The organism is Microvirga guangxiensis (assembly GCF_900102135.1).
In the GTDB taxonomy this organism is placed as follows: Bacteria; Pseudomonadota; Alphaproteobacteria; order Rhizobiales; family Beijerinckiaceae; genus Microvirga; species Microvirga guangxiensis.
The window spans coordinates 73,505-92,115 of record NZ_FMVJ01000011.1 but is presented as its reverse complement, the minus strand read 5'-3'; the positions used below and the strand labels follow the sequence as shown (position 1 = coordinate 92,115).

Genomic DNA, 18,611 nt, shown 5'->3' with positions numbered 1-18,611 from the left:
CAAATCCCTTATAAAGCGGCCTTTTCAGGCCGCTTTTTTGTTGTCCACTTAACCTGAAGGTAACCGTCTTCAGCAAAGATCCTTTCACTATAAGTGATTACTGCACGCCCCCGGGTGCAGCGAGTAAAACGAGTATCACAGTGAGAGTATTGCGTTCGGACGGCTTGGTGCGTCGCGCCGGTATTGGTCTTGCGGCTATTCTGGCCGTCATGCTCGGCGGCGTTCGCGGCACGCAGGATGCCATTGCCAACGGCGATACGCGCACGTTGACCTTCTATCACAACAACACCAAGGAAACGCTCACCGTTACCTTCCGGCGCAACGGCCAGTACGATTCGGGCGCTCTGCAGCAGCTCAACTGGTTTCTGCGCGATTGGCGGCGAGCCGAATCGACCCGCATGGATCCGCGCCTGTTCGATACGGTGTGGGAGGTTTATCGCGAGGTCGGCTCCAGCGCGCCCGTACACGTGAACTCCGCCTACCGTTCGCCGAAGACCAACTCCATGCTGCGCCGCCGCTCCAGCGCGGTCGCCAAGCACAGCCAGCACATGCTGGGCAAGGCTCTGGACTTCTACCTGCCGGACGTGTCCGCCTCGCGTCTTCGCGCCGTCGGCATGAAGCTGCAGAACGGCGGCGTCGGCTATTATCCCAACGCCTATACGCCCTTCGTCCATCTCGACGTCGGCAGCGTGCGCGCCTGGCCGCGCATGACGCGCGACCAGCTCGCCAATCTTTTCCCCGACGGCAAGACGGTTCACATCCCCGCCGACGGCCGGCCCCTGCCCGGCTACGATGTCGCTCGCGCCGAAGTGCTCGCCAAGGGCGGCACGGTGGCAGGCTATTCGGCCTATGCGGATGCGGAAGAAGCGATTGCCGCTCAGCAGCCGCGCCGCAAGAGCTTCTGGGCAAGCCTGTTCGGCTTGGAGGACGAGGAGGAGGATGCGGAGGAAATCCGCATGGCGTCGCGTCCGAGCCAGACGATCATGGCTTCGCGCAACAACTACGCGGACGATTCCAATTCCACGCCTCTGGCTGCCCTGCAGCAATACGAGCGCAGGAACGCACCGGTGGCCCGTCAGGCTCCCGTGGCCGTGGCTCAGGCGCGGCCTGAGCCTCCCTCGCCGACCGTTGTGGCCGCCATGGCTCCCGCCTTGCGTGAGGATATCTCACCCCCTGCAGCCGCTCCTCTGCCGCCGACCCGGATCAATGGCGCGCCGAGCACGGTCAACTCGCCCAGCGGCCCGACGCTTGCCTGGCAGCAGGGACCGGAAGGACAGGGCAGCATGTCGATCGCCAAGGGCATGGCCTTCGCGCCGATGCCGCCGCGTCGTCCGGATGCGGAGGACGAGCCGGAGACCACCGCGCTCGCCTATGCTCCGCTGCCGCCCGCGCGTCCCGGCTCTCTCGCCGCAACCAATCCGATTCCGGTCCTGAGCGAGTTGCGCGGCGCGACGGAAGTGACGGTGGCAAGCGCCGTTCCCCTGCCCCCGCCCCGTCCCGACCGTGCCATCGTCGTGGCTGCCGCAAGCGCCATCGACATTCCGGTCACGGGCTCGACGCCGAGGAGCCTGCCCAAGGAGACGAAGGCCAAGGTAGTTGCAGCTCCCGAGCCCAAGGCTCCTCCGGCGAAGACGCCGCAGAAACCCGTCTCTGCGTTGAGCGCCCTGATGTCCTCCGAGCCCAGCGTCCATATGGGCTTCTCCAACAAACCCGTGGGCGATCTGGCGACGAACAAGTTCACAGGACCGGCGGTGAAGCCGCTGCCGGTGGTGCGATAAAAAGAAGGGCCCCTCTCGGGGCCCTTTTCGTTTCAGTCTCCGTGCTTGCGGCTGTAGCTGCTCCGCGGAGCCGGGCTCCACCCTTTGGGCGCGGCCTTCGGCTTATAGACTTCCACGAGCAGCGGATGGCACACGGCCACATCGCTCGAATGCTCCGAGCTGCAATCGCCCCCAGGGCACGCTGACAGCGCGCCGACGAGATCGATCTCCGCGAAGAACTCCAGATAATCGCCCGGACGCACCGGGCTCGCCTTCATGAAGTACTGACCCGTATCGCGCGTGAAGCCCGTGCACATGAAAACGTTGAGCACATCATGCACGGCAGGCTCCACTGCCTCGCGCGGGCGCCCGACATGATCGGCGAGCGCGCGGGTGAGGTTGGAATGGCAGCAATGGTGATATTCGTGACCCGAGAGGAGCTTGTGCGTGTAGGGATCGCAGCGCGTGCCGATCACATCGTGCACGGAGCCGCCGAATTCATCGAAGCCGTACCAATCCAAGGTGTCGTGCGTGATCGTCGCCATGGGACGAAGATATGGCAGGCACGACCAGAGCTGATCGCCGGTGGAGAGATGCGTGCCGTGCAACGCACGGGTCTTGCCTGAGAAGAAACGCTCGTTGAGGTCATCCGCGGCCCAGAGATTCAAATCGCCGACCTGCGGCCCTTCGATGCTGACAATCCGAAAGAAGGAACCGGCAGGCACCGAGAAGGTGCGCGCCTCGCGCGGCGGCACGATCACCTCATCCACCTTCTCCCAGCCGTCGCGCACCGCCTGATAGGCGGAGAGATCCGGACGCGGGAGGGTGTCGACGGGATAGCAGATCACCGGAGCGATCTTCCGGCGTGCTTCGGCATCCTGTGGTTCCGTCACTTCGTTGCGTGCGCGCTTCATGCCTTCCTCCCGGCAGCTCGATTTTCGACGTTCCCGGTATAAGAGGGTGCCGGAGGCGGCGACAAGGCTGGATTTCCGCGAAGGGATCTTTTGCCGTCGCCCTTATTCCTGTTTCATGGCCGCGTTTGCCAAGGACGTCACGATGATCGACATGAATGCTCAACGCCCGTTAGACGCCTACCCGCACAGGACCTCAGCCGAAATCCGCTACGCGGATCTCGACCGGCAGGGCCATGTCAACAACGCGGTGTTCGCCACCTATTCGGAGATCGGCCGGGTGGCCTTCATGTACGATCCCGAGCGACCTTTGGCGCCCGAGGGCACGAGCTTCGTGATCGCACGGCTTGTGATCGACTTCCGGGCGGAAGTCTTCTGGCCCGGTGCGGTCCATATCGGCACCGGCGTATTGAAGGTGGGGCGAAGCTCCTTCGCACTCGCTCAAGGCATGTTCAACGATGGACGCCTAGTGGCGACGACGGAGGCTACCATCGTCATGGTGGACCGACAGACCCGCCGCTCCACGCCGCTTCCGCCGGACACCGCCGCTGCCCTGCACAACCTCCTGCTGCAGAATTTGTGAGCCCGCATTACCTCCTCCGGGCCAGCCCGCGTCGCGCACCCCTTCGGATGGGCTGCTTAAGGGCATTCGCCTTACGGAGATCGCAACCTTAGTCTTCGCGCGGAATGCGTGGAGCAGGCCATGAACGACGAAGATGGGGACAGATCTCTGGATGCTCGTCGGCAATCGCCCGCGAATGACGATCTGGCACGCATGATGGACTGGGTCGGCCTGTCGGCTGCGATCGGCATGATTGCCGTTGCCGTCTTCCTCGCGACGTGACCAATCCCCACAAGATCAAACTTCAAGGAGGCCCCGCCCTCGTGAGGGCAGGGCCTTTTTCATTCAGCTGCGCTTGGGCGGAGACGCGGGCCAGCTCTTGATGAGCGTGTCGTAATCCACCGTCTCACCCTTCGGCTTCTCGTTCTCCAGCTTCGGCTGAGGCGCGATGTTGCCGGAGGCTGCGGCCTTCTTGATCCAATCCTCGGCAGAGGTCTTGGGATTCAGCTTCGGTCCGCATTCGCCCTGCACGTTGGCGCGCTCGAGACGTCCGAGCACTTCGTCCTGTGCCGCGGCGAGCGCGTCCATCGCCTGTTGCGGGGTCTTCGCGCCGGAAGCTGCATCGCCGATGTTCTGCCACCAGAGCTGCGCGAGCTTGGGGTAGTCGGGGATGTTGTTGCCCGTCGGCGTCCATTGCACGCGCGCCGGCGAGCGATAGAACTCGACGAGGCCTCCGAGCTTCGGTGCGCGATCCGTCATCGACTGATGCCAGATGTCGCTTTCACGGATGAAGGTGAGGCCCACATGGCTCTTCTTCAACGAGACCGTCTTCGAGGTTACGAACTGCGCATAGAGCCAGGCTGCCTTGCGGCGCTCTACGGGCGTGGACTTGAGAAGCGTCCAGGAGCCCGCATCCTGGTAGCCGAGCTTCATGCCCTCCTTCCAGTAGGAACCATGCGGCGAGGGAGCCATGCGCCACTTGGGCGTTTCGTCCTGATTCACCACAGGGAGCCCCGGCTTCACCATGTCGGCCGTGAACGCGGTGTACCAGAAGATCTGCTGGGCCACGTTGCCTTGCGCGGGAACGGGGCCTGACTCGGAGAAGTTCATGCCGCTCGCCTGGGGCGGTGCATATTTCTTCATCCAGTCGAGATACTTCGTGATTGCGTAAACGGCGGCAGCGCCGTTGGTGTCGCCGCCGCGATCGACAGAGGAGCCGACCGGGCGGCAGCCCTCCATGCGGATGCCCCATTCGTCCACGGGCAGGCCGTTCGGGATGCCCTTGTCGCCGTTGCCGGCCATGGAGAGCCAGGCATCGGTGAAGCGCCAGCCGAGCGACGGGTCCTTCTTGCCGTAATCCATGTGGCCATAGACCTTGACGCCGTCGATCTCCTTCACGTCGTTGGTGAAGAACTCGGCGATGTCCTCGTAGGCCGACCAGTTCACCGGCACGCCGAGATCGTAGCCGTACTTGGCCTTGAACTTCTCCTTCAGGTCCGGGCGCTGGAACCAGTCGTAGCGGAACCAGTACACGTTCGCGAATTGCTGATCCGGCAGCTGGTACATCTTGCCGTCGGGCGCGGTGGTGAAAGACTTTCCGATGAAGTCGTTGATGTCCAGCGTCGGCGAGGTCACGTCCTTGCCTTCGCCCGCCATCCAATCGTCGAGCGCAATCGCCTGCTTGTAGCGGAAATGCGTGCCGATGAGATCGGAATCGTTGACCCAAGCATCGTAGACATTGCGTCCGGACTGCATCTGCGTCTGGATCTTCTCCACCACGTCGCCTTCCTGAATGAGGTCGTGGGTGAGCTTGATGCCGGTGATTTCCGAGAAGGCCTTGGCCAGCGTCTTGGCCTCGTATTCATGGGTCGTGATCGTCTCGGAGACCACGTTGATCTCCATGCCGACGAAAGGCTTCGCCGCATTGACGAACCATTCCATCTCCTTCAACTGCTCGTCCTTCGAGAGCGTGGAGGGCTGGAATTCGGAATCGACCCAGCGGCGCGCTTCTTCCATGCCGGCAAATGCGGCGCTGCTGCCAAGCATCATGGCGATGACGCTTGTCGAAACGAAGAGTTTCAGGCGCCGGTGAGATTGGGTAAGTTGCATTCGTTCCTCCCAAATGGTGCCCTGTCCGGCTTTCTCGCCGTTGTCTCCTTCGGCTTGGGCGATCCGAAGGAATTGTTGGAACCTGCCTTCCCTCACACCGTGCGGAACACCAGCGCGGCGTAAAGGAGCGACAGGCCCGATGCCCACCACAGATCGAGCCCCACAAGCCCCAGCCACGCGAGGTGGATGAAGGCGGAGCCCAAGAGAGAAATAAAAAGGCGGTCGCCGCGTGTGGTCGGAATGCGCAGGATTCCGACGCGCTCCGTCTCGGGGCTGTAGATCGCAAGCAGCGTCATCACGATGAGCAGGCTCGCGATGCCGGCGAAGAAGAGACCGGTCTGCCAGGTCCAGGCCATCCAGGCGAGATCGAACATCGAGAACCTCCTCAGACCCGGCCCAGGGCAAAGCCCTTGGCGATGTAGTTGCGGACGAACCAGATCACGAGCGCACCGGGGATGATGGTGAGCACGCCCGCCGCCGCGAGCAGCCCCCAATCCATGCCGGAGGCCGATACGGTGCGCGTCATGGTGGCGGCGATCGGCTTCGCGTTCACCGTGGTGAGCGTGCGCGCGAGCAGCAGTTCCACCCACGAGAACATGAAGCAGAAGAACGCCGCGACGCCGATGCCGGAGGCAATCAGCGGCATGAAGATCTTCACGAAGAAGCGCGGGAAGGAATAACCGTCGATGGCCGCGGTTTCGTCGATCTCGCGCGGCACGCCGGACATGAAGCCTTCGAGAATCCACACGGCGAGCGGCACGTTGAACAGGCAATGCGCCAGCGCCACCGCCCAGGGCGTGTCGAACAGGCCGATGGCCGAATAGAGATTGAAGAAAGGCAGCGCGAAGACCGCAGGCGGCGCCATGCGGTTGGTGAGCAGCCAGAAGAACAGATGCTTGTCGCCGAGGAAGCGGTAGCGCGAGAACGCATAGGCCGCAGGCAGGGCGAAGGAGATTGACAGCACCGTGTTGATGAGCACGTAAGTGAGCGAATTGATGTAGCCGGAATACCAGCTCCGGTCCGTGAAGATCGTGATGTAGTTGTCGAAGGTGAGGTTCTGCGGCCAGAGGGTCAGGCCGGAGGTGATCTCGGTATTCGTCTTGAGGCTCATGTTCACGAGCCAGTAGATCGGCAGCATCAGGAACAGGAGATAGAGGGTCATCACCACCACGCGCCCGTTCACGCGCGGTCCCGCAAGAGCCTTGTTGGCGGCAGCGGGGGCTGCGGCGGCCTTGATGCCGGATGTCTTGAGGGCGACGGAGTCACTCATGCCTCGACCCTCTCTTTCTGCGCGTCCACATTGGTCATGATGGTGTAGAAGACCCAGCAGATGGCGAGGATGATCAGGTTATAGACCAGCGACATGGCGGCCGCCTTGCCGAGATCGAACTGCCCAAGGGCTAGCTTCACCAGATCGATGGACAGGAACGTCGTGGCATTGCCCGGCCCGCCGCCGGTGAGCACGAAAGGCTCCGTATAGATCATGAACGAATCCATGAAGCGCAGGAGCACGGCAATCAGCAGCACGCGGCGCATCTTCGGCAGCTGGATCGTGCGAAACACGGCCCAGCGCGAGGCGCCGTCGATACGCGCCGCCTGATAATAGGCATCGGGAATGGACTTCAGGCCCGCATAGCACAGCAGCGCGACGAGGCTCGTCCAGTGCCAGACATCCATGACGACGATGGTGATCCAGGCATCGAGCGGGTCGCCGGTATAGTTGTAGTCGATCCCGAGATGGTTCACGACCCAGCCGAGCAGGCCGATGTCGCCACGCGCGAAAACCTGCCAGATCGTGCCGACCACGTTCCACGGAATCAGCAGCGGCAACGCCATCAGCACAAGGCTGAGCGCCACGGTCCAGCCCTCGCGCGGCATCGACAGCGCCACCAGGATTCCGAGCGGCACCTCGATCATGAGGATGATGGCGGAGAACAGAAGCGTGCGCCACAGAGAATCGAAGAAGCGCCCGCCGAGATCGGTCGTGGGGTCGAGCAGCTCCTGGAACCAGCCGACGCCGTTCCAGAAGAACTGGTTGTTGCCGAACGTGTCCTGGACGGAATAATTCACCACGGTCATCAGCGGCAGCACCGCCGAGAACGCCACGATGAGGAAGACGGGCAGGACCAGGAACCAGGCCTTGTTGTTGACGGTCTTCGTCATGCCGTCTGCCCTCCCATCGGCTCGCCGGAGACCAGATGCCCGTCGGCATAGATGTGGATGTGGCGCGCATCGAGATGGAGCGAAGCCTCGTCCCCGCTGACGGAGAGATTCTCCGGAACGCTCGCCGCCATCATGCGCCCATTCATCTCCACGCGGGCGATCCGCGCGCGGCCGATGTCGTCGATGCGCCTGACGCGCACGGGCAGGCCCGAACCCTTCGGCTGTAGCTGCACGAATTCGGGCCTGATGCCGAGCTCCAGCCGCTCGGAATGGTTCAGGGTCCGGTAGTGCCGTTGCAGCGAAACGGCCTCGCCTCCTAGGAAAGCGGTGGCGCCCTCGACTTGGCAGGGCAGAATGTTCATGCCGGGCGAGCCGATGAAGTGGCCCACGAAGGTGTGAGCGGGACGCTCGAATAACTCATCGGGCGTGCCGGTCTGCACCACCGCGCCGTCATGCATGACCACGACCTTGTCGGCGAAGGTGAGCGCCTCGGTCTGATCGTGGGTGACGTAGATCATGGTGATGTCGAGCGCCCGGTGGATCTCCTTCAATGTCGAGCGCAACTGCCACTTGAGATGCGGATCGATCACGGTGAGCGGCTCGTCGAAGAGGATCGCCGCCACATCCGACCTCACGAGGCCGCGCCCCAGGGAAATCTTCTGCTTCATGTCGGCGGTCAGATTGCTGGCCTTGCGGCCGAGCACGGAGGTCAGATCGAGCAGGCGTGCAATTTCCTCCACGCGCTGAGCAGTCTTGTCTCTTGGAACGTGCCGGTTCTTGAGAGGAAATGCGAGGTTCTCCCGCACGGTCATCGTGTCGTAGACGACGGGGAACTGGAACACCTGCGCGATGTTGCGCGCCTCCGTCGGCAGGTCGGTCACATCGCGGTCGTCGAACAGGATGCGCCCGCGTGTGGGACGCACAAGTCCTGAAATGATGTTGAGAAGCGTGGTCTTGCCGCAACCGGATGGCCCCAGCAGCGCATAGGCGCCGCCCTGGCTCCACACATGGTTGATCTCCTTCAACGCGTAATCCTGCGGGCCTTGAGGGTCCGGCCTGTAGGCGTGGGCGAGATGATCGAGGGTGATGCGGGCCATGGCTCTCTCCTCACGCGGCTTTCTGCGCGGTGCTGGCCGCGGCCAGGCGGCCCGTCGCGTCGAACAGGAAGAGATGGCGCGGGTCCAGATAAGCGGTCACATGGGAGCCCGGCTCCAGCCGTCGCACGCCCGGCATGAGCGACACGAACCGATGCTCTCCCGCATCGAGATGAATGTAGCTCTCGGAGCCCGTAATCTCCGATACGGAGACCGCTGCGGGAATGGCGATCTCGTCCAAGCCTTGAGAGTCGAGGTTCAGGTGATGAGCGCGAAAGCCCAGGGTGTAATCTCCATCGGGAACCATGGCGAGCGCATCGGTCGCGCGCACCTGACCGCCCGTGCTCAAGGTCGCCGCGTTGCCCGACTTGCGGATCGTCAGCGTATTGAGAGGCGGATCGGAGAACACCCGCGCCGTGACGAGGTTGTGAGGCGCGCGATATACCTGCGGCGTCGGCCCGAACTGCGTCACGCGCCCTTGGAACAGGGTGGCCGTGCTGCCGCCCAGAAGCAGGGCTTCGGACGGCTCCGTCGTCGCATAGACGAAGATGGCGCCGGAGGCTGCGAAGACCCGGGGCAACTCCTCGCGCAACTCCTCGCGCAGCTTGTAATCCAGGTTGGCGAGCGGCTCGTCGAGCAGAACGAGGTCGGCACGCTTCACGAGCGCGCGAGCAATCGCCGTGCGCTGCTGCTGGCCGCCGGAGAGGTTCAGGGGCTTGCGGTCGAGATAGGGCTCGAGCTTGAGCAGCTTTGCGGCATCGCGGACGCGGGTCTCGATCTCGCTGGCAGAAAGGCCTGCAACGCGCAAAGGCGAAGCGATGTTTTCATACACGTTCAGCGAAGGATAATTGATGAATTGCTGATAAACCATGGCGACGCTGCGCTTCTGCACGGGCCAGCCGGTGACATCCGTTCCATCGACGAGAACGCGCCCGCTCGATGGGACATCCAGACCCGCCATGAGCCGCATGAGGGACGTCTTTCCCGAAAGCGTCGAGCCCAGCAGAACATTGAGGGAGCCTCGCGCCAGCGTCAGGGAGACATCGTCGATATGGACCGATGCCCCGACCTTCTTCGACACTCCCTCGAGAACAAGCGTCATCGACAATCCCTTCAAGCCGCACTCGATGAAGTGGCGGCGTTATGCATGAAGACATCGAGCGCTTCGGCCTGGGCGCTCGTGAGCCTCAATCCGAGCTTGCTGCGCCGCCAAAGCACATCGTCGGCGGAGAGCGCCCATTCGCGGCTCATAAGATAGAGAACCTCGCGTTCCGTGAGGCCGGCACCGAAGTTTTGACCGAGATCGCGCATGGAGCGCGCCTGCCCCATCAGATCCCGCACACGCGTGCCGTAGGCGCGCGCAAGCCGCGCCATGAGCGCGCGTTCCATGAAAGGGTATTCGGCGCAAAGCTCGTTGACCAAGGTCTCGTAGCCCGCCTGCGGAAAATCGCCGCCGGGCAAGGCTGCCGATCCTGTCCAGGCAGGTTTTCTCGCAGCTGGAAGATGATCCTTCAGCTTGTCGAGAGCCGCTTCCGCAAGACGGCGATAGGTGGTGATCTTGCCGCCGAAAATCGACAGCATAGGCGGCTGGCCCTCGGAAGCATCGAGCATCAGCACGTAGTCGCGGGTCGCCTCCTGCGCTTTCGACGCCCCGTCATTGTAGAGCGGGCGCACGCCCGAATAGGTCCAGACCACATCCTCCCGGCGGATGGGTTCCTTGAAGTATTCGCCCGCGGCCGCGCAGAGATAGAGGATCTCCTCCTCGCTGGCCGTCACGTGCGCCGGATCGCCATCGTAATCCCTGTCGGTCGTTCCGATCAGGGTGAAATCGTCCTGATACGGGATCGCGAAGATGATGCGGTTGTCTGCGTTCTGGAAGATATAGGCGCGGTCGTGATGGAAGACCTTCTTCACGACGATATGACTGCCCTGAACGAGCCGCACCGAGGCACGGCTGTTGGACCTTGCGACACCGTTCAGAACCTTTTCTACCCAGGGCCCCGCCGCATTGATCAGCACCTTCGCGCGGATGCGCTCCTGGTGCCCGGTTTGTGTGTCTTCGGAGGTGACGACCCAATACGGGCCCGCGCGTTCGGCCTTCGTCACACGGGTTCGCGTCCGAATCTGCGCGCCCCGCTCCGCCGCGTCACGGGCATTCAGGGCGACGAGACGGGAATCCTCCACCCAGCAATCGGAATATTCGAAGCCTTTTGTCAGATCCGGCTTCAGGGGAGCGCCTGCGGGGTCAGTCCTCAGGTCGAGCGTACGGGTCGGTGGCAGGAGCTTTCGTCCGCCGATATGGTCGTAGAGCGCCAGGCCCAGGCGCAACAGCCATTGCGGCCTCAGGCCTCGGTGATGGGGCAGCACGAAACGAAGCGGCCAGACGATGTGAGGCGCAATCCGCCAGAGCACCTCACGCTCCATGAGCGCTTCCCGGACGAGCCGGAATTCATAATGCTCCAGATAGCGCAAGCCGCCATGAATGAGCTTGGTCGAGGAGGAGGAAGTGCCGCTGGCAAGATCGTTCTGCTCGAAAAGGATCACGGAAGCGCCGCGGCCGGTCGCATCCCGTGCGATACCGCAGCCATTTACCCCACCACCGACGATCGCGACGTCGAACGTCGCTCCTTCGAGCGAGTCCACTTGGCGTTCTCCCGTGCCCCGGGCTGTATTTTCGTTTTTATATTCGTTTGAGGCTACTCAGACTGTAAAACGAAAGCAAGTGCCTCTCATTAGGTTTAGGTCTCTGCCTCGGAAAGTACAGCGCAGGCCGTCGGAAAGCGGCAGTTTCCGGTTCCTACTCACCAAAGCTTCCCACTTCCACCACCTGCACCTGGGCTGCATCGCAGGCCTCCTGCAGCTGGGGCGAGACAAGGCTGTCCGTGACGAAGATGTCGACCTCCCGGAGGTGCCCGATCCGCACCGGGGCAGAACGCTCGGCCTTGAGATGGTCGGCCACGAGGATGACCTTCCGGGCATTGTCGATGATGGCGCGGGAGACCCGCACCTCGCGGACATCGAAATCGAGAAGCGAGCCATCCTCGTCGATGGCCGACGTGCCGATCACCGCATAATCGACCTTGAACTGGCGTACGATGTCGACCGCCGACGCGCCGATCACAGCCCCATCCGACCGCCGCACCGGCCCCCCTGTCACGATCACCTCGATCTTGGGACGACGATAGAGGAGATTGGCGACATTGAGGTTGTTGGTAATCACCAGCAGCCCTTCGTGGTCTTGCAATGCTCGCGCCACCTCCTCGGTGGTGGTGCCGATATTGATGAACAGGGAACTGTTGTTGGGAATGAGCTGGGCGGTCGCGGCGCCGATGGCCTGCTTCTCGGCCTGCGCGATGAGGCGGCGCGCCTCGTAGGCTACATTCTCGATGCCGGATGCGATGATGGCGCCACCATGCACCCTTGTCATCAGCCGCAACTCGCAGAGTTCGTTCAGATCCTTGCGGATGGTCTGCTGCGTGACATCGAGCCGAACGGCCAAGTCATCCACATTCACCCGTCCATGGAGACGGGCGATATCGACGATTTCCTGCTGACGGGGAGTGAGCGTCTGATCCATCACCTCGGATTTCGCTTCTGTACCGCTTCACGCGCCAAACGAATACGAAACGAAACACGCGGCTGTCCGTACAGTCAAGGCCGAGAAAGAGGGATCACTCGAAAGCGCAAGCAGTGCAACTTTATTCAGGGCGCTTGTCGCAGCACCGAGTTTCACCGTTCCGCATGCGAGCTTGCAGGCCAAGCCTCGAGCTGTGCCGTGATATCGGCTGCGCTCATGGGCTTTGCATAAAAGTATCCTTGCGCGCTGTGGCACTTCATTTGCCGCAACCTTTGCACCTGCCCTTCCGTTTCGACGCCTTCAGCCGTGACGTGCAGGCCGAGACTGTGGCCCAGGCTGATGACGGCCGCGACGATGGCGGCGTCATCCTCATCCTGCTCCAGATCGGCGATGAAGCTGTGATCGATCTTGATGTGATCGACGGGGAACCGCTTGAGGTGGGTCAGCGAGGCATAGCCCGTTCCGAAATCGTCCAGGGCAATCTGGACACCATGCCAGTGGAATTTCTCCAGGGTCTCGGCCACCATGCCGGACTGCGCATCGAGCAGCACCTTTTCCGTCACCTCGATCTCGAGATGTTTCACCGGGACCTTCACGAGGTTGAGAATGCGCAGCACATCCTCTGCAAGGTTGGGCTGATTGAACTCCATGGATGAGAGATTGAACGCAACGCGGCCGAACTCGTACCCGCTGTCCAGCCAGCGGCGCATGTCGGATGCGATCTTGCCGATGAGCCTTTTGCCGATCAAAGGCGCCAGTTCGGGATCGTCAAAGACGGCTCCGAATGCGGCAGGCGTGAGAATTCCTCTATCCGGGTGCTGCCATCGCGCAAGCGCCTCCAATCCGACCACCCGACCGCTCTCAAGGCAGACCTTCGGCTGATAGTACGGAATGAACTCATTGCGCGAGATCGCCTCCCGCACATCGCGTCCCAAGGCGAGGCGCTGTTCGGTGAGCAGCCGCATCTCGGGAGAATAGGTGACGACCCGGCCGCGCCCTTCCGCCTTTGCGCGATAGAGCGCGATATCGGCATCCTTCAACAGTTCTGCAGGCTCAGCGTCATGATCCGGGAATGACGCCACGCCGATGCTCGCCCGGCTCATGAGAGTTCTGCCGGCATACATGAATGGCTGGCGCAGCCTTTTGATGATGCTCTCGCCAAGGAGCGCCGCCCACCCGGACTGCGATGGCTCGACCATCAGAACGGCGAACTCGTCTCCACCGAGTCGGGCGACAGTATCCTGTTCACGCATCATCGCGGACAGCCGCGCCGCCGTCTCCTTCAGCAGCGTGTCGCCTGCATCGTGACCGAGGGTGTCGTTGACATCCTTGAAATCGTCGAGGTCGATCATCATCAGACTGACGCTGCCGCCATTTTGCCTTGCCGTAATAAGAGACTGTTCGAGGCAGCGCTGAAAGAGAACGCGGTTCGGCAGCCCTGTCAGCGCATCATGGTTCGCGGCACGCCAAACCTCTTCCTCCGCCGCCTTGCGATCCGTGATGTCGAAGGTGACGCCGACCACCCGGTCTGGCCCGGCCCTCTCGCCTCGCGAGGCCAGCCAAAGCATCTTTCCGTTTGGCAAATGATACCGGAATTCCATCGTATCGCAGCCTGTCGCGCGGACCCGGTCGATGAAATGACTACGTGCAACCCGATCCTCCGGCGGCACTCGCTCGAGGAATTCCGACAGAGGGCCCGATGTGGCTCCAAGCAACTCGAACGCATTCTCGGATCGGGTAACGTAATCGGCGCGGAGATCGTGCTCCCACGCAATCATGCGGCCTGCCTGCATGGCAAGCCGCAATCGCTCCTCGCTGGTCTTCAGCGCATCCTGAGCCTGCCGTCGATCATGGGTGTCTGTGAGGGTCCCCACCCACTCGCGAACCGACCCATCGGGATTGGTCAGCGGCACGGCCCTTGAGAGCACCCAGCGATGCTCGCCGTTCTTATGAAGCACCCGGAACTCGGCCTCGACCGACCGAGCGGTCGCTACAGCCTCGGACCAGACTTGCAGGAGAGCGTCGCGGTCCTCCGGATGGACGGCGTCGAGCCATCCATGCCCTCCGTATTCCTCGGGCATCTGCCCGCTGAACTCCTGCCAGCCCCAGCCCCGCAGGATCGCCCCGTCGGGAGCGGCGCGCCAGACCATCTCCGTCATGGCGCCGACAAGCGCGCGATAGCGTTCTTCGCTTTCGATCAGATCCTGTTCGGTTTTCTTCCAGTCATGAATATCGGTGTAGGTTCCGATCCACCGCTCAATCCGGCCTTCCGAGTTATAGAACGGGCTCGCGCGGCCACGCACCCATCGATATTCGCCGGAGTGATGCAGAAGACGGTGCTCTACGTCGCAATCCTGTCCTGTCTCAAGCGCACTCTTCCAAACCGCGAGAACAGGTTCCCGGTCCTCCGGGTGAACAAGATTGATCCATTCCTCGCCCTTGCCCAGCCCTACGGCAATGCCAGTGAATTCATGCCAGCGCCGATTGTGGTAATCGTTGTAGCCATCCGGAAGCGCCGACCAGACCATGTGCGGCATGGCATCGATGCTGATGCGAAGCAGATCGCCTTCATGAGAAGGCGCGCCAAAGCGCCCGTTCTGCTCCAACGGATCTGAACGGCGATCAGTTGCATTCTTGGACATGGCAAGGCCGCTCGGGAAAATACCTGTCGCCGCTTGGGGCGACGATTGATTTCGCAATGAAGGAAGGCGTGAAATGCCGCTGATGCTGCGCGGTTTCGACTATGCAAGCTGCAGGTGGTTCGATCATGCGACCACCGCGATGTTTCGACCCGCCCGCTTGGCCCTGTAGCAAGCCTCGTCCGCGCGTCGCATCAATTTTTCTACGGAAAGATCCCGGTCGGCGACTGTGGTGATGCCGACGCTGAGGCCCAGGGTGAAGCTCTGATCGTCCCATGAAAAGTTCTTCGTCGAGACAGCCTTGATGAGAGACGATGCACAGGCCATGGTCGTTTCGAGGTCGCAATCCTGAATGATGAGACCGAACTCATCACCCCCGAGCCGGGCCAGAAAATCCGCCGGACGAATGTGCTGCTTCAGGGTTTCCGCCACCATCCGCAGAATCTGGTCGCCGGCCACGTGCCCGGCGGCATCGTTCACGCGCTTGAAGCCGTCGAGGTCGAGAAAGCACAGCGCATGCGCCCGCTGGCCCAGCCTTGCTGTTCTCAGGGCGGTGATCAGGCATTCCTCGAACGCGGCCCTGTTCGGCAATCCTGTCAGCCCGTCATGGGCAGCGCGATGAGCGAGATCGGTCAGCAGCGCATCGCGCTCGCTCTCGGCGTGCCTGCGGGCCGTCACATCCTGAATCTGGCTGATGATTTCGCCGTTCGTGGCGCCGCCGGTGAGATGAACCGCGGACTGGAGAGCCCATCGCAAGGAGCCGTCGCGATGCACGAAACGGGCCTCGCGCTCCAGGGACGGGATTTGCCCGGAGACGAGATCGGCCATGACCACACGCGCGGTTTCCTGCTCGACCGGATCCATGAAGTCCCACAGCTTTGTGCCGATCAACTCCTCTGGCGAGTATCCAAGGAACCATCCATAGGCCTCATTGGCCTCCAGGATCGTGCCGTCGTCGGAGGCGATGCTCATGCCGATCGGCGAACGCTCGATCACGGCCCGGAAGCGCGCCTCCTGCGCACGCGCCTCGCTCTCGGCGCGCTGCAGTTCCTGCCGCTCGCGATTGTAGCGTGTGATGTCGAAATGTACGCAGGTTCTCAAACCTTCGCGGTTTCGCTGCTCCACGACGCGAACCCAGCGGTTCCTCGGCAACGGAAGCTCGTATGCAACTCCCGCAAGGCGGTTTTCGTCGCGCAGGAGGGGGCGGATCGTTCTCTCGTAATGCTCGCCGCCGCCTTCTTCCGGGTGGTGGCACCACAGGTCCTGTACGAGCTTCTCGATAGTCATTCCGGAAATGTCCCGATCCGGCGGTACCTCGTAAAGCTGTCGGAACAGGTCATTGTATGAGACGATGATGTTGTTGAGATCGAGCACGACGATCGGATCCGGCATGTTTGCCATCGACGTCAGATGCACGACTTCCAGCGGTGCGCTGCTTGGGAGGAAGAAGTTGCGGTTCTGCTGCTGGGGCATCGCGACTTCCGTCCAGGCCCTCACCTTCCCCAAGCCCTCGAGGTTCTGCACGGCGACGCGAACCCATCGCTCGCGATGCTTGAACACGTAAGGCGGATGATCCGAGCGATGGCGCGCGAGACTGCGCTCGATGTATTCGTCGATGAACTGAATCTCGCGCTGATCCAGCCGGAGCTCGTAAAACCGCTTCAGGTTATCGCGATAATGCTCCCCCACTTGGACATTCCCCGCATGTTCCGGAAAGAAGCGAAGGAAAGTGTTGTTCCATAGGGCCGCACGGTCATCCAAGTCGAAGATGCAGATTGCGACGTTGAGGGAGTCGAGCAGTGTCGCGAGTGGATCGTAAAGAGATCTGATGCGGTTAGCAGCGGCTCCGGACGATGATTGTCCCGAGATCACGAGAAAGGCCCCCTCGCAGAATACGACGCAATGTTATAAATAAATAGCCCGCATCCGCGACTTCGGATTTATCACTATTTCTTTCAAGAATTGAATATCCTCTACGTAAGGCAGTCAACTCTATTTGAGGAAAATATGTAAAGACTCGCCGCATCGCTGTCAGCATAGCGACCTTAAAGCAACATCAACTTGGCTATTTGCAGGAAGAGCAGTTTCGCTTGCAGCAACGCAGAAGAGAGCCGCCGGATTGGCGCCGTCGTACCGGCTCAATGAAAGGCCGTTTACTTGCGCTTACGCAAGAAGAGCGCGATTAGCTTGCATGAGGCTTGCTTGGCGTGTTCCTGCTTGAGAGCGCCTCCAAAGCAGATCCTCCGGAATCTCGGCATCGGAGGAAAAAGTGCGTCAGGCCTGTCACGCATGGCATGGCGCATGCGTGACAGGCGGGAAGCCTTAGACCATCCCGAGAGCCTGCATGTAGAGTTCGAGGATCGCCTCCTCCTCCTGGCGCTCGGCATAGTCGCGCTTGCGCAGGGACACGATCTTGCGAAGGACCTTGGTGTCGAAGCCGTTGCCCTTGGCCTCGGCATAGACGTCCTTGATGTCTCCGGCGATTCCGGCCTTTTCCTCTTCGAGGCGCTCGATGCGCTCGATGAAGGCCTTCAGCTGGTCGGCCGCGACGGATTCGGTGTTGAAAGCTGCGTCATCCATGATGAAGCCCCCTTGGATTGATGGCGTTGGCGCCAGTGTTACTCACAATTTGGTTGAAGGGGGTTTAATGCCCCGGCTTCGATTCCTCAAAGCTCTTCATTTGGGCAGGGGACGCCTCTTTCTGATGGCGCTCCTTCCATTCCTCGTAGGACATTCCGTAGACGTATTCACGGCTTTCGTCCTTGGAGAGCGCCACGCCTTTGGCGTCGGCGGCGTCTTTCAGCCAGTTCGACAGGCAGTTGCGGCAAAAGCCCGCAAGGTTCATCAGGTCGATGTTCTGCACATCCGTGCGCTCGCGCAGGTGCTCCAGAAGCCTGCGGAAAGCCGCCGCCTCCAGTTCCGTGCGGGTCGCGGCATCGATATCCTTCATGATCACCCTCCTGTCTTAGTGCCGACGCAGGCGCTCGCGGGTGCGCGTGCCGAAGATCGTGGGCTTTCGTAAGCCTTCCTGTGCGGCAAGAGGCTTGAGCAGGCGGGCGAAGCGCCCGGCCCATTCCTCCGCGCCCTCGTCCGAAGCGATCAGATCCTGCCGGATCTCGATCAGGGCATTGGCGAGCCCGTGGATCGTGGCATGGCGGTCGATCGTGTCGCCGGCGAGCGCCCCATCATATGGCTCGTTGTCGCCCACCACGAGTCCTTCCTCGGCCATGAGACCTTCGAGCAGGGGCTTGGCATAGCGCTCGTCCGCATCCCACAGGATGCCCACATGCCAGGGGCGAGGCCAGCCGCGCCAGACCGGCGTGTAGCTGTGGACGGTCACGATGGCCGGCGGATGGCCTGCTCTCACGGCCTTCTGGATCGCCTCTGAAATCGCAGCGTCGTAAGGATCGTAGAAACGCTCGATGCGCCGCTGCACTTCCTCATCGTCCACCCTGGCATTGCCCGGCACCACGGCGCCGTCGGAGAGGCGCATCACGAGGGTCGGATCGTCGCGGCCGCGGTTCGGATCGATGATGAGACGGGAGAATTGCGTGAGGATCGCGGGGGCGTTCAGGCGCCGGGCGAGCGAGCGGGTCACGGCGGCGGCGCCGATGTCGTAGGCGATGTGGCGCTGGAATTCGCTTTCCGGCAGCCCGAGATCGCCCAGGTCAGGCGGAACCGCATTGGATGCATGGTCGCACAGAAGGAGGATTCCGGATTCGAGCGCGCCTTCGATGATCTCGACAGGATGGGGCTCAAGGGCGGGCTCGGTGCGCTTGAGCGCGGCAGAGGCGGACAT

Annotated in this window: 16 protein-coding genes and 1 pseudogene; 3 read left to right on the top strand and 14 right to left on the bottom strand. The window is 62.0% G+C overall.

The annotated features are described in order from the left end of the window. The first annotated feature begins 140 nt into the window (after positions 1–140). The gene (locus BLP10_RS17545) at positions 141–1,778 is read left to right on the top strand and encodes a peptidoglycan L,D-endopeptidase MepK (RefSeq protein ID WP_244510646.1); all 1,638 of its coding nucleotides are present in this window, start codon (positions 141–143) and stop codon (positions 1,776–1,778) included. Positions 1,779–1,810: 32 nt separating this feature from the next. On the opposite strand, the gene BLP10_RS17540 is transcribed toward BLP10_RS17545, so the two are convergent. Next, the gene (locus BLP10_RS17540; protein ID WP_175493955.1) at positions 1,811–2,671 is read right to left on the bottom strand and encodes an urea carboxylase-associated family protein; all 861 of its coding nucleotides are present in this window, start codon (positions 2,669–2,671) and stop codon (positions 1,811–1,813) included. Between the two features lie 142 nt (positions 2,672–2,813). Here BLP10_RS17540 and BLP10_RS17535 point away from each other — a divergent pair, with 142 nt between their 5' ends. Further along, positions 2,814–3,251, top strand: a complete 438-nt coding sequence (locus BLP10_RS17535) for an acyl-CoA thioesterase (protein ID WP_244510644.1) — start codon at positions 2,814–2,816, stop codon at positions 3,249–3,251. A gap of 120 nt (positions 3,252–3,371) precedes the next feature. After that, positions 3,372–3,512 (top strand): hypothetical protein, encoded by a 141-nt coding sequence (locus BLP10_RS23235; protein ID WP_175493954.1) that lies wholly within the window; start codon positions 3,372–3,374, stop codon positions 3,510–3,512. Positions 3,513–3,575: 63 nt separating this feature from the next. On the opposite strand, the gene BLP10_RS17530 is transcribed toward BLP10_RS23235, so the two are convergent. The 13 genes and pseudogenes from BLP10_RS17530 to BLP10_RS17470 form a co-directional block, all read right to left on the bottom strand. Further along, on the bottom strand, positions 3,576–5,279 hold the full coding sequence (locus BLP10_RS17530; RefSeq protein WP_425286968.1) for an ABC transporter substrate-binding protein: 1,704 nt from the start codon (positions 5,277–5,279) through the stop codon (positions 3,576–3,578). Positions 5,280–5,431: 152 nt separating this feature from the next. Further along, complete coding sequence (locus BLP10_RS17525) at positions 5,432–5,713, bottom strand: DUF2160 domain-containing protein (RefSeq protein WP_091137480.1); 282 nt, start codon at positions 5,711–5,713, stop codon at positions 5,432–5,434. A gap of 11 nt (positions 5,714–5,724) precedes the next feature. Continuing rightward, positions 5,725–6,507 (bottom strand): annotated as a pseudogene (locus tag BLP10_RS17520) (carbohydrate ABC transporter permease); the annotation flags it as partial. Positions 6,508–6,605: 98 nt separating this feature from the next. Next, complete coding sequence (locus BLP10_RS17515) at positions 6,606–7,502, bottom strand: carbohydrate ABC transporter permease (RefSeq protein WP_091137476.1); 897 nt, start codon at positions 7,500–7,502, stop codon at positions 6,606–6,608. Beyond that, a complete protein-coding gene (locus BLP10_RS17510) occupies positions 7,499–8,599 on the bottom strand; it encodes an ABC transporter ATP-binding protein (protein WP_091137474.1) in 1,101 nt (366 codons plus the stop codon). Before BLP10_RS17510 ends, BLP10_RS17515 begins: the two co-directional genes overlap by 4 nt. 10 nt (positions 8,600–8,609) lie before the next feature. Continuing rightward, on the bottom strand, positions 8,610–9,698 hold the full coding sequence (locus BLP10_RS17505) for an ABC transporter ATP-binding protein (RefSeq protein WP_091137472.1): 1,089 nt from the start codon (positions 9,696–9,698) through the stop codon (positions 8,610–8,612). 11 nt (positions 9,699–9,709) lie between these two features. Continuing rightward, positions 9,710–11,239, bottom strand: coding sequence for a glycerol-3-phosphate dehydrogenase (gene glpD, locus BLP10_RS17500; protein WP_091137469.1), 1,530 nt, complete (start codon positions 11,237–11,239; stop codon positions 9,710–9,712). A 154-nt stretch (positions 11,240–11,393) separates the two neighbouring features. Next, on the bottom strand, positions 11,394–12,173 hold the full coding sequence (locus tag BLP10_RS17495) for a DeoR/GlpR family DNA-binding transcription regulator (RefSeq protein ID WP_091137467.1): 780 nt from the start codon (positions 12,171–12,173) through the stop codon (positions 11,394–11,396). Between the two features lie 152 nt (positions 12,174–12,325). Continuing rightward, a complete protein-coding gene (locus tag BLP10_RS17490) occupies positions 12,326–14,815 on the bottom strand; it encodes a sensor domain-containing protein (RefSeq protein ID WP_091137465.1) in 2,490 nt (829 codons plus the stop codon). A gap of 123 nt (positions 14,816–14,938) precedes the next feature. Next, a complete protein-coding gene (locus BLP10_RS17485) occupies positions 14,939–16,684 on the bottom strand; it encodes a diguanylate cyclase (RefSeq protein WP_091137464.1) in 1,746 nt (581 codons plus the stop codon). A 450-nt stretch (positions 16,685–17,134) separates the two neighbouring features. Beyond that, entirely contained in the window at positions 17,135–17,392 is a 258-nt protein-coding gene (locus BLP10_RS17480) for a DUF2312 domain-containing protein (RefSeq protein ID WP_091137461.1), read from the bottom strand. Between the two features lie 64 nt (positions 17,393–17,456). Beyond that, positions 17,457–17,762, bottom strand: a complete 306-nt coding sequence (locus tag BLP10_RS17475; protein ID WP_091137458.1) for a DUF1244 domain-containing protein — start codon at positions 17,760–17,762, stop codon at positions 17,457–17,459. Between the two features lie 15 nt (positions 17,763–17,777). Continuing rightward, positions 17,778–18,611 carry an N-formylglutamate amidohydrolase gene (locus tag BLP10_RS17470; RefSeq protein WP_091137641.1) on the bottom strand — a complete coding sequence of 278 codons (834 nt, stop codon included), beginning with the start codon at positions 18,609–18,611 and terminating at the stop codon, positions 17,778–17,780.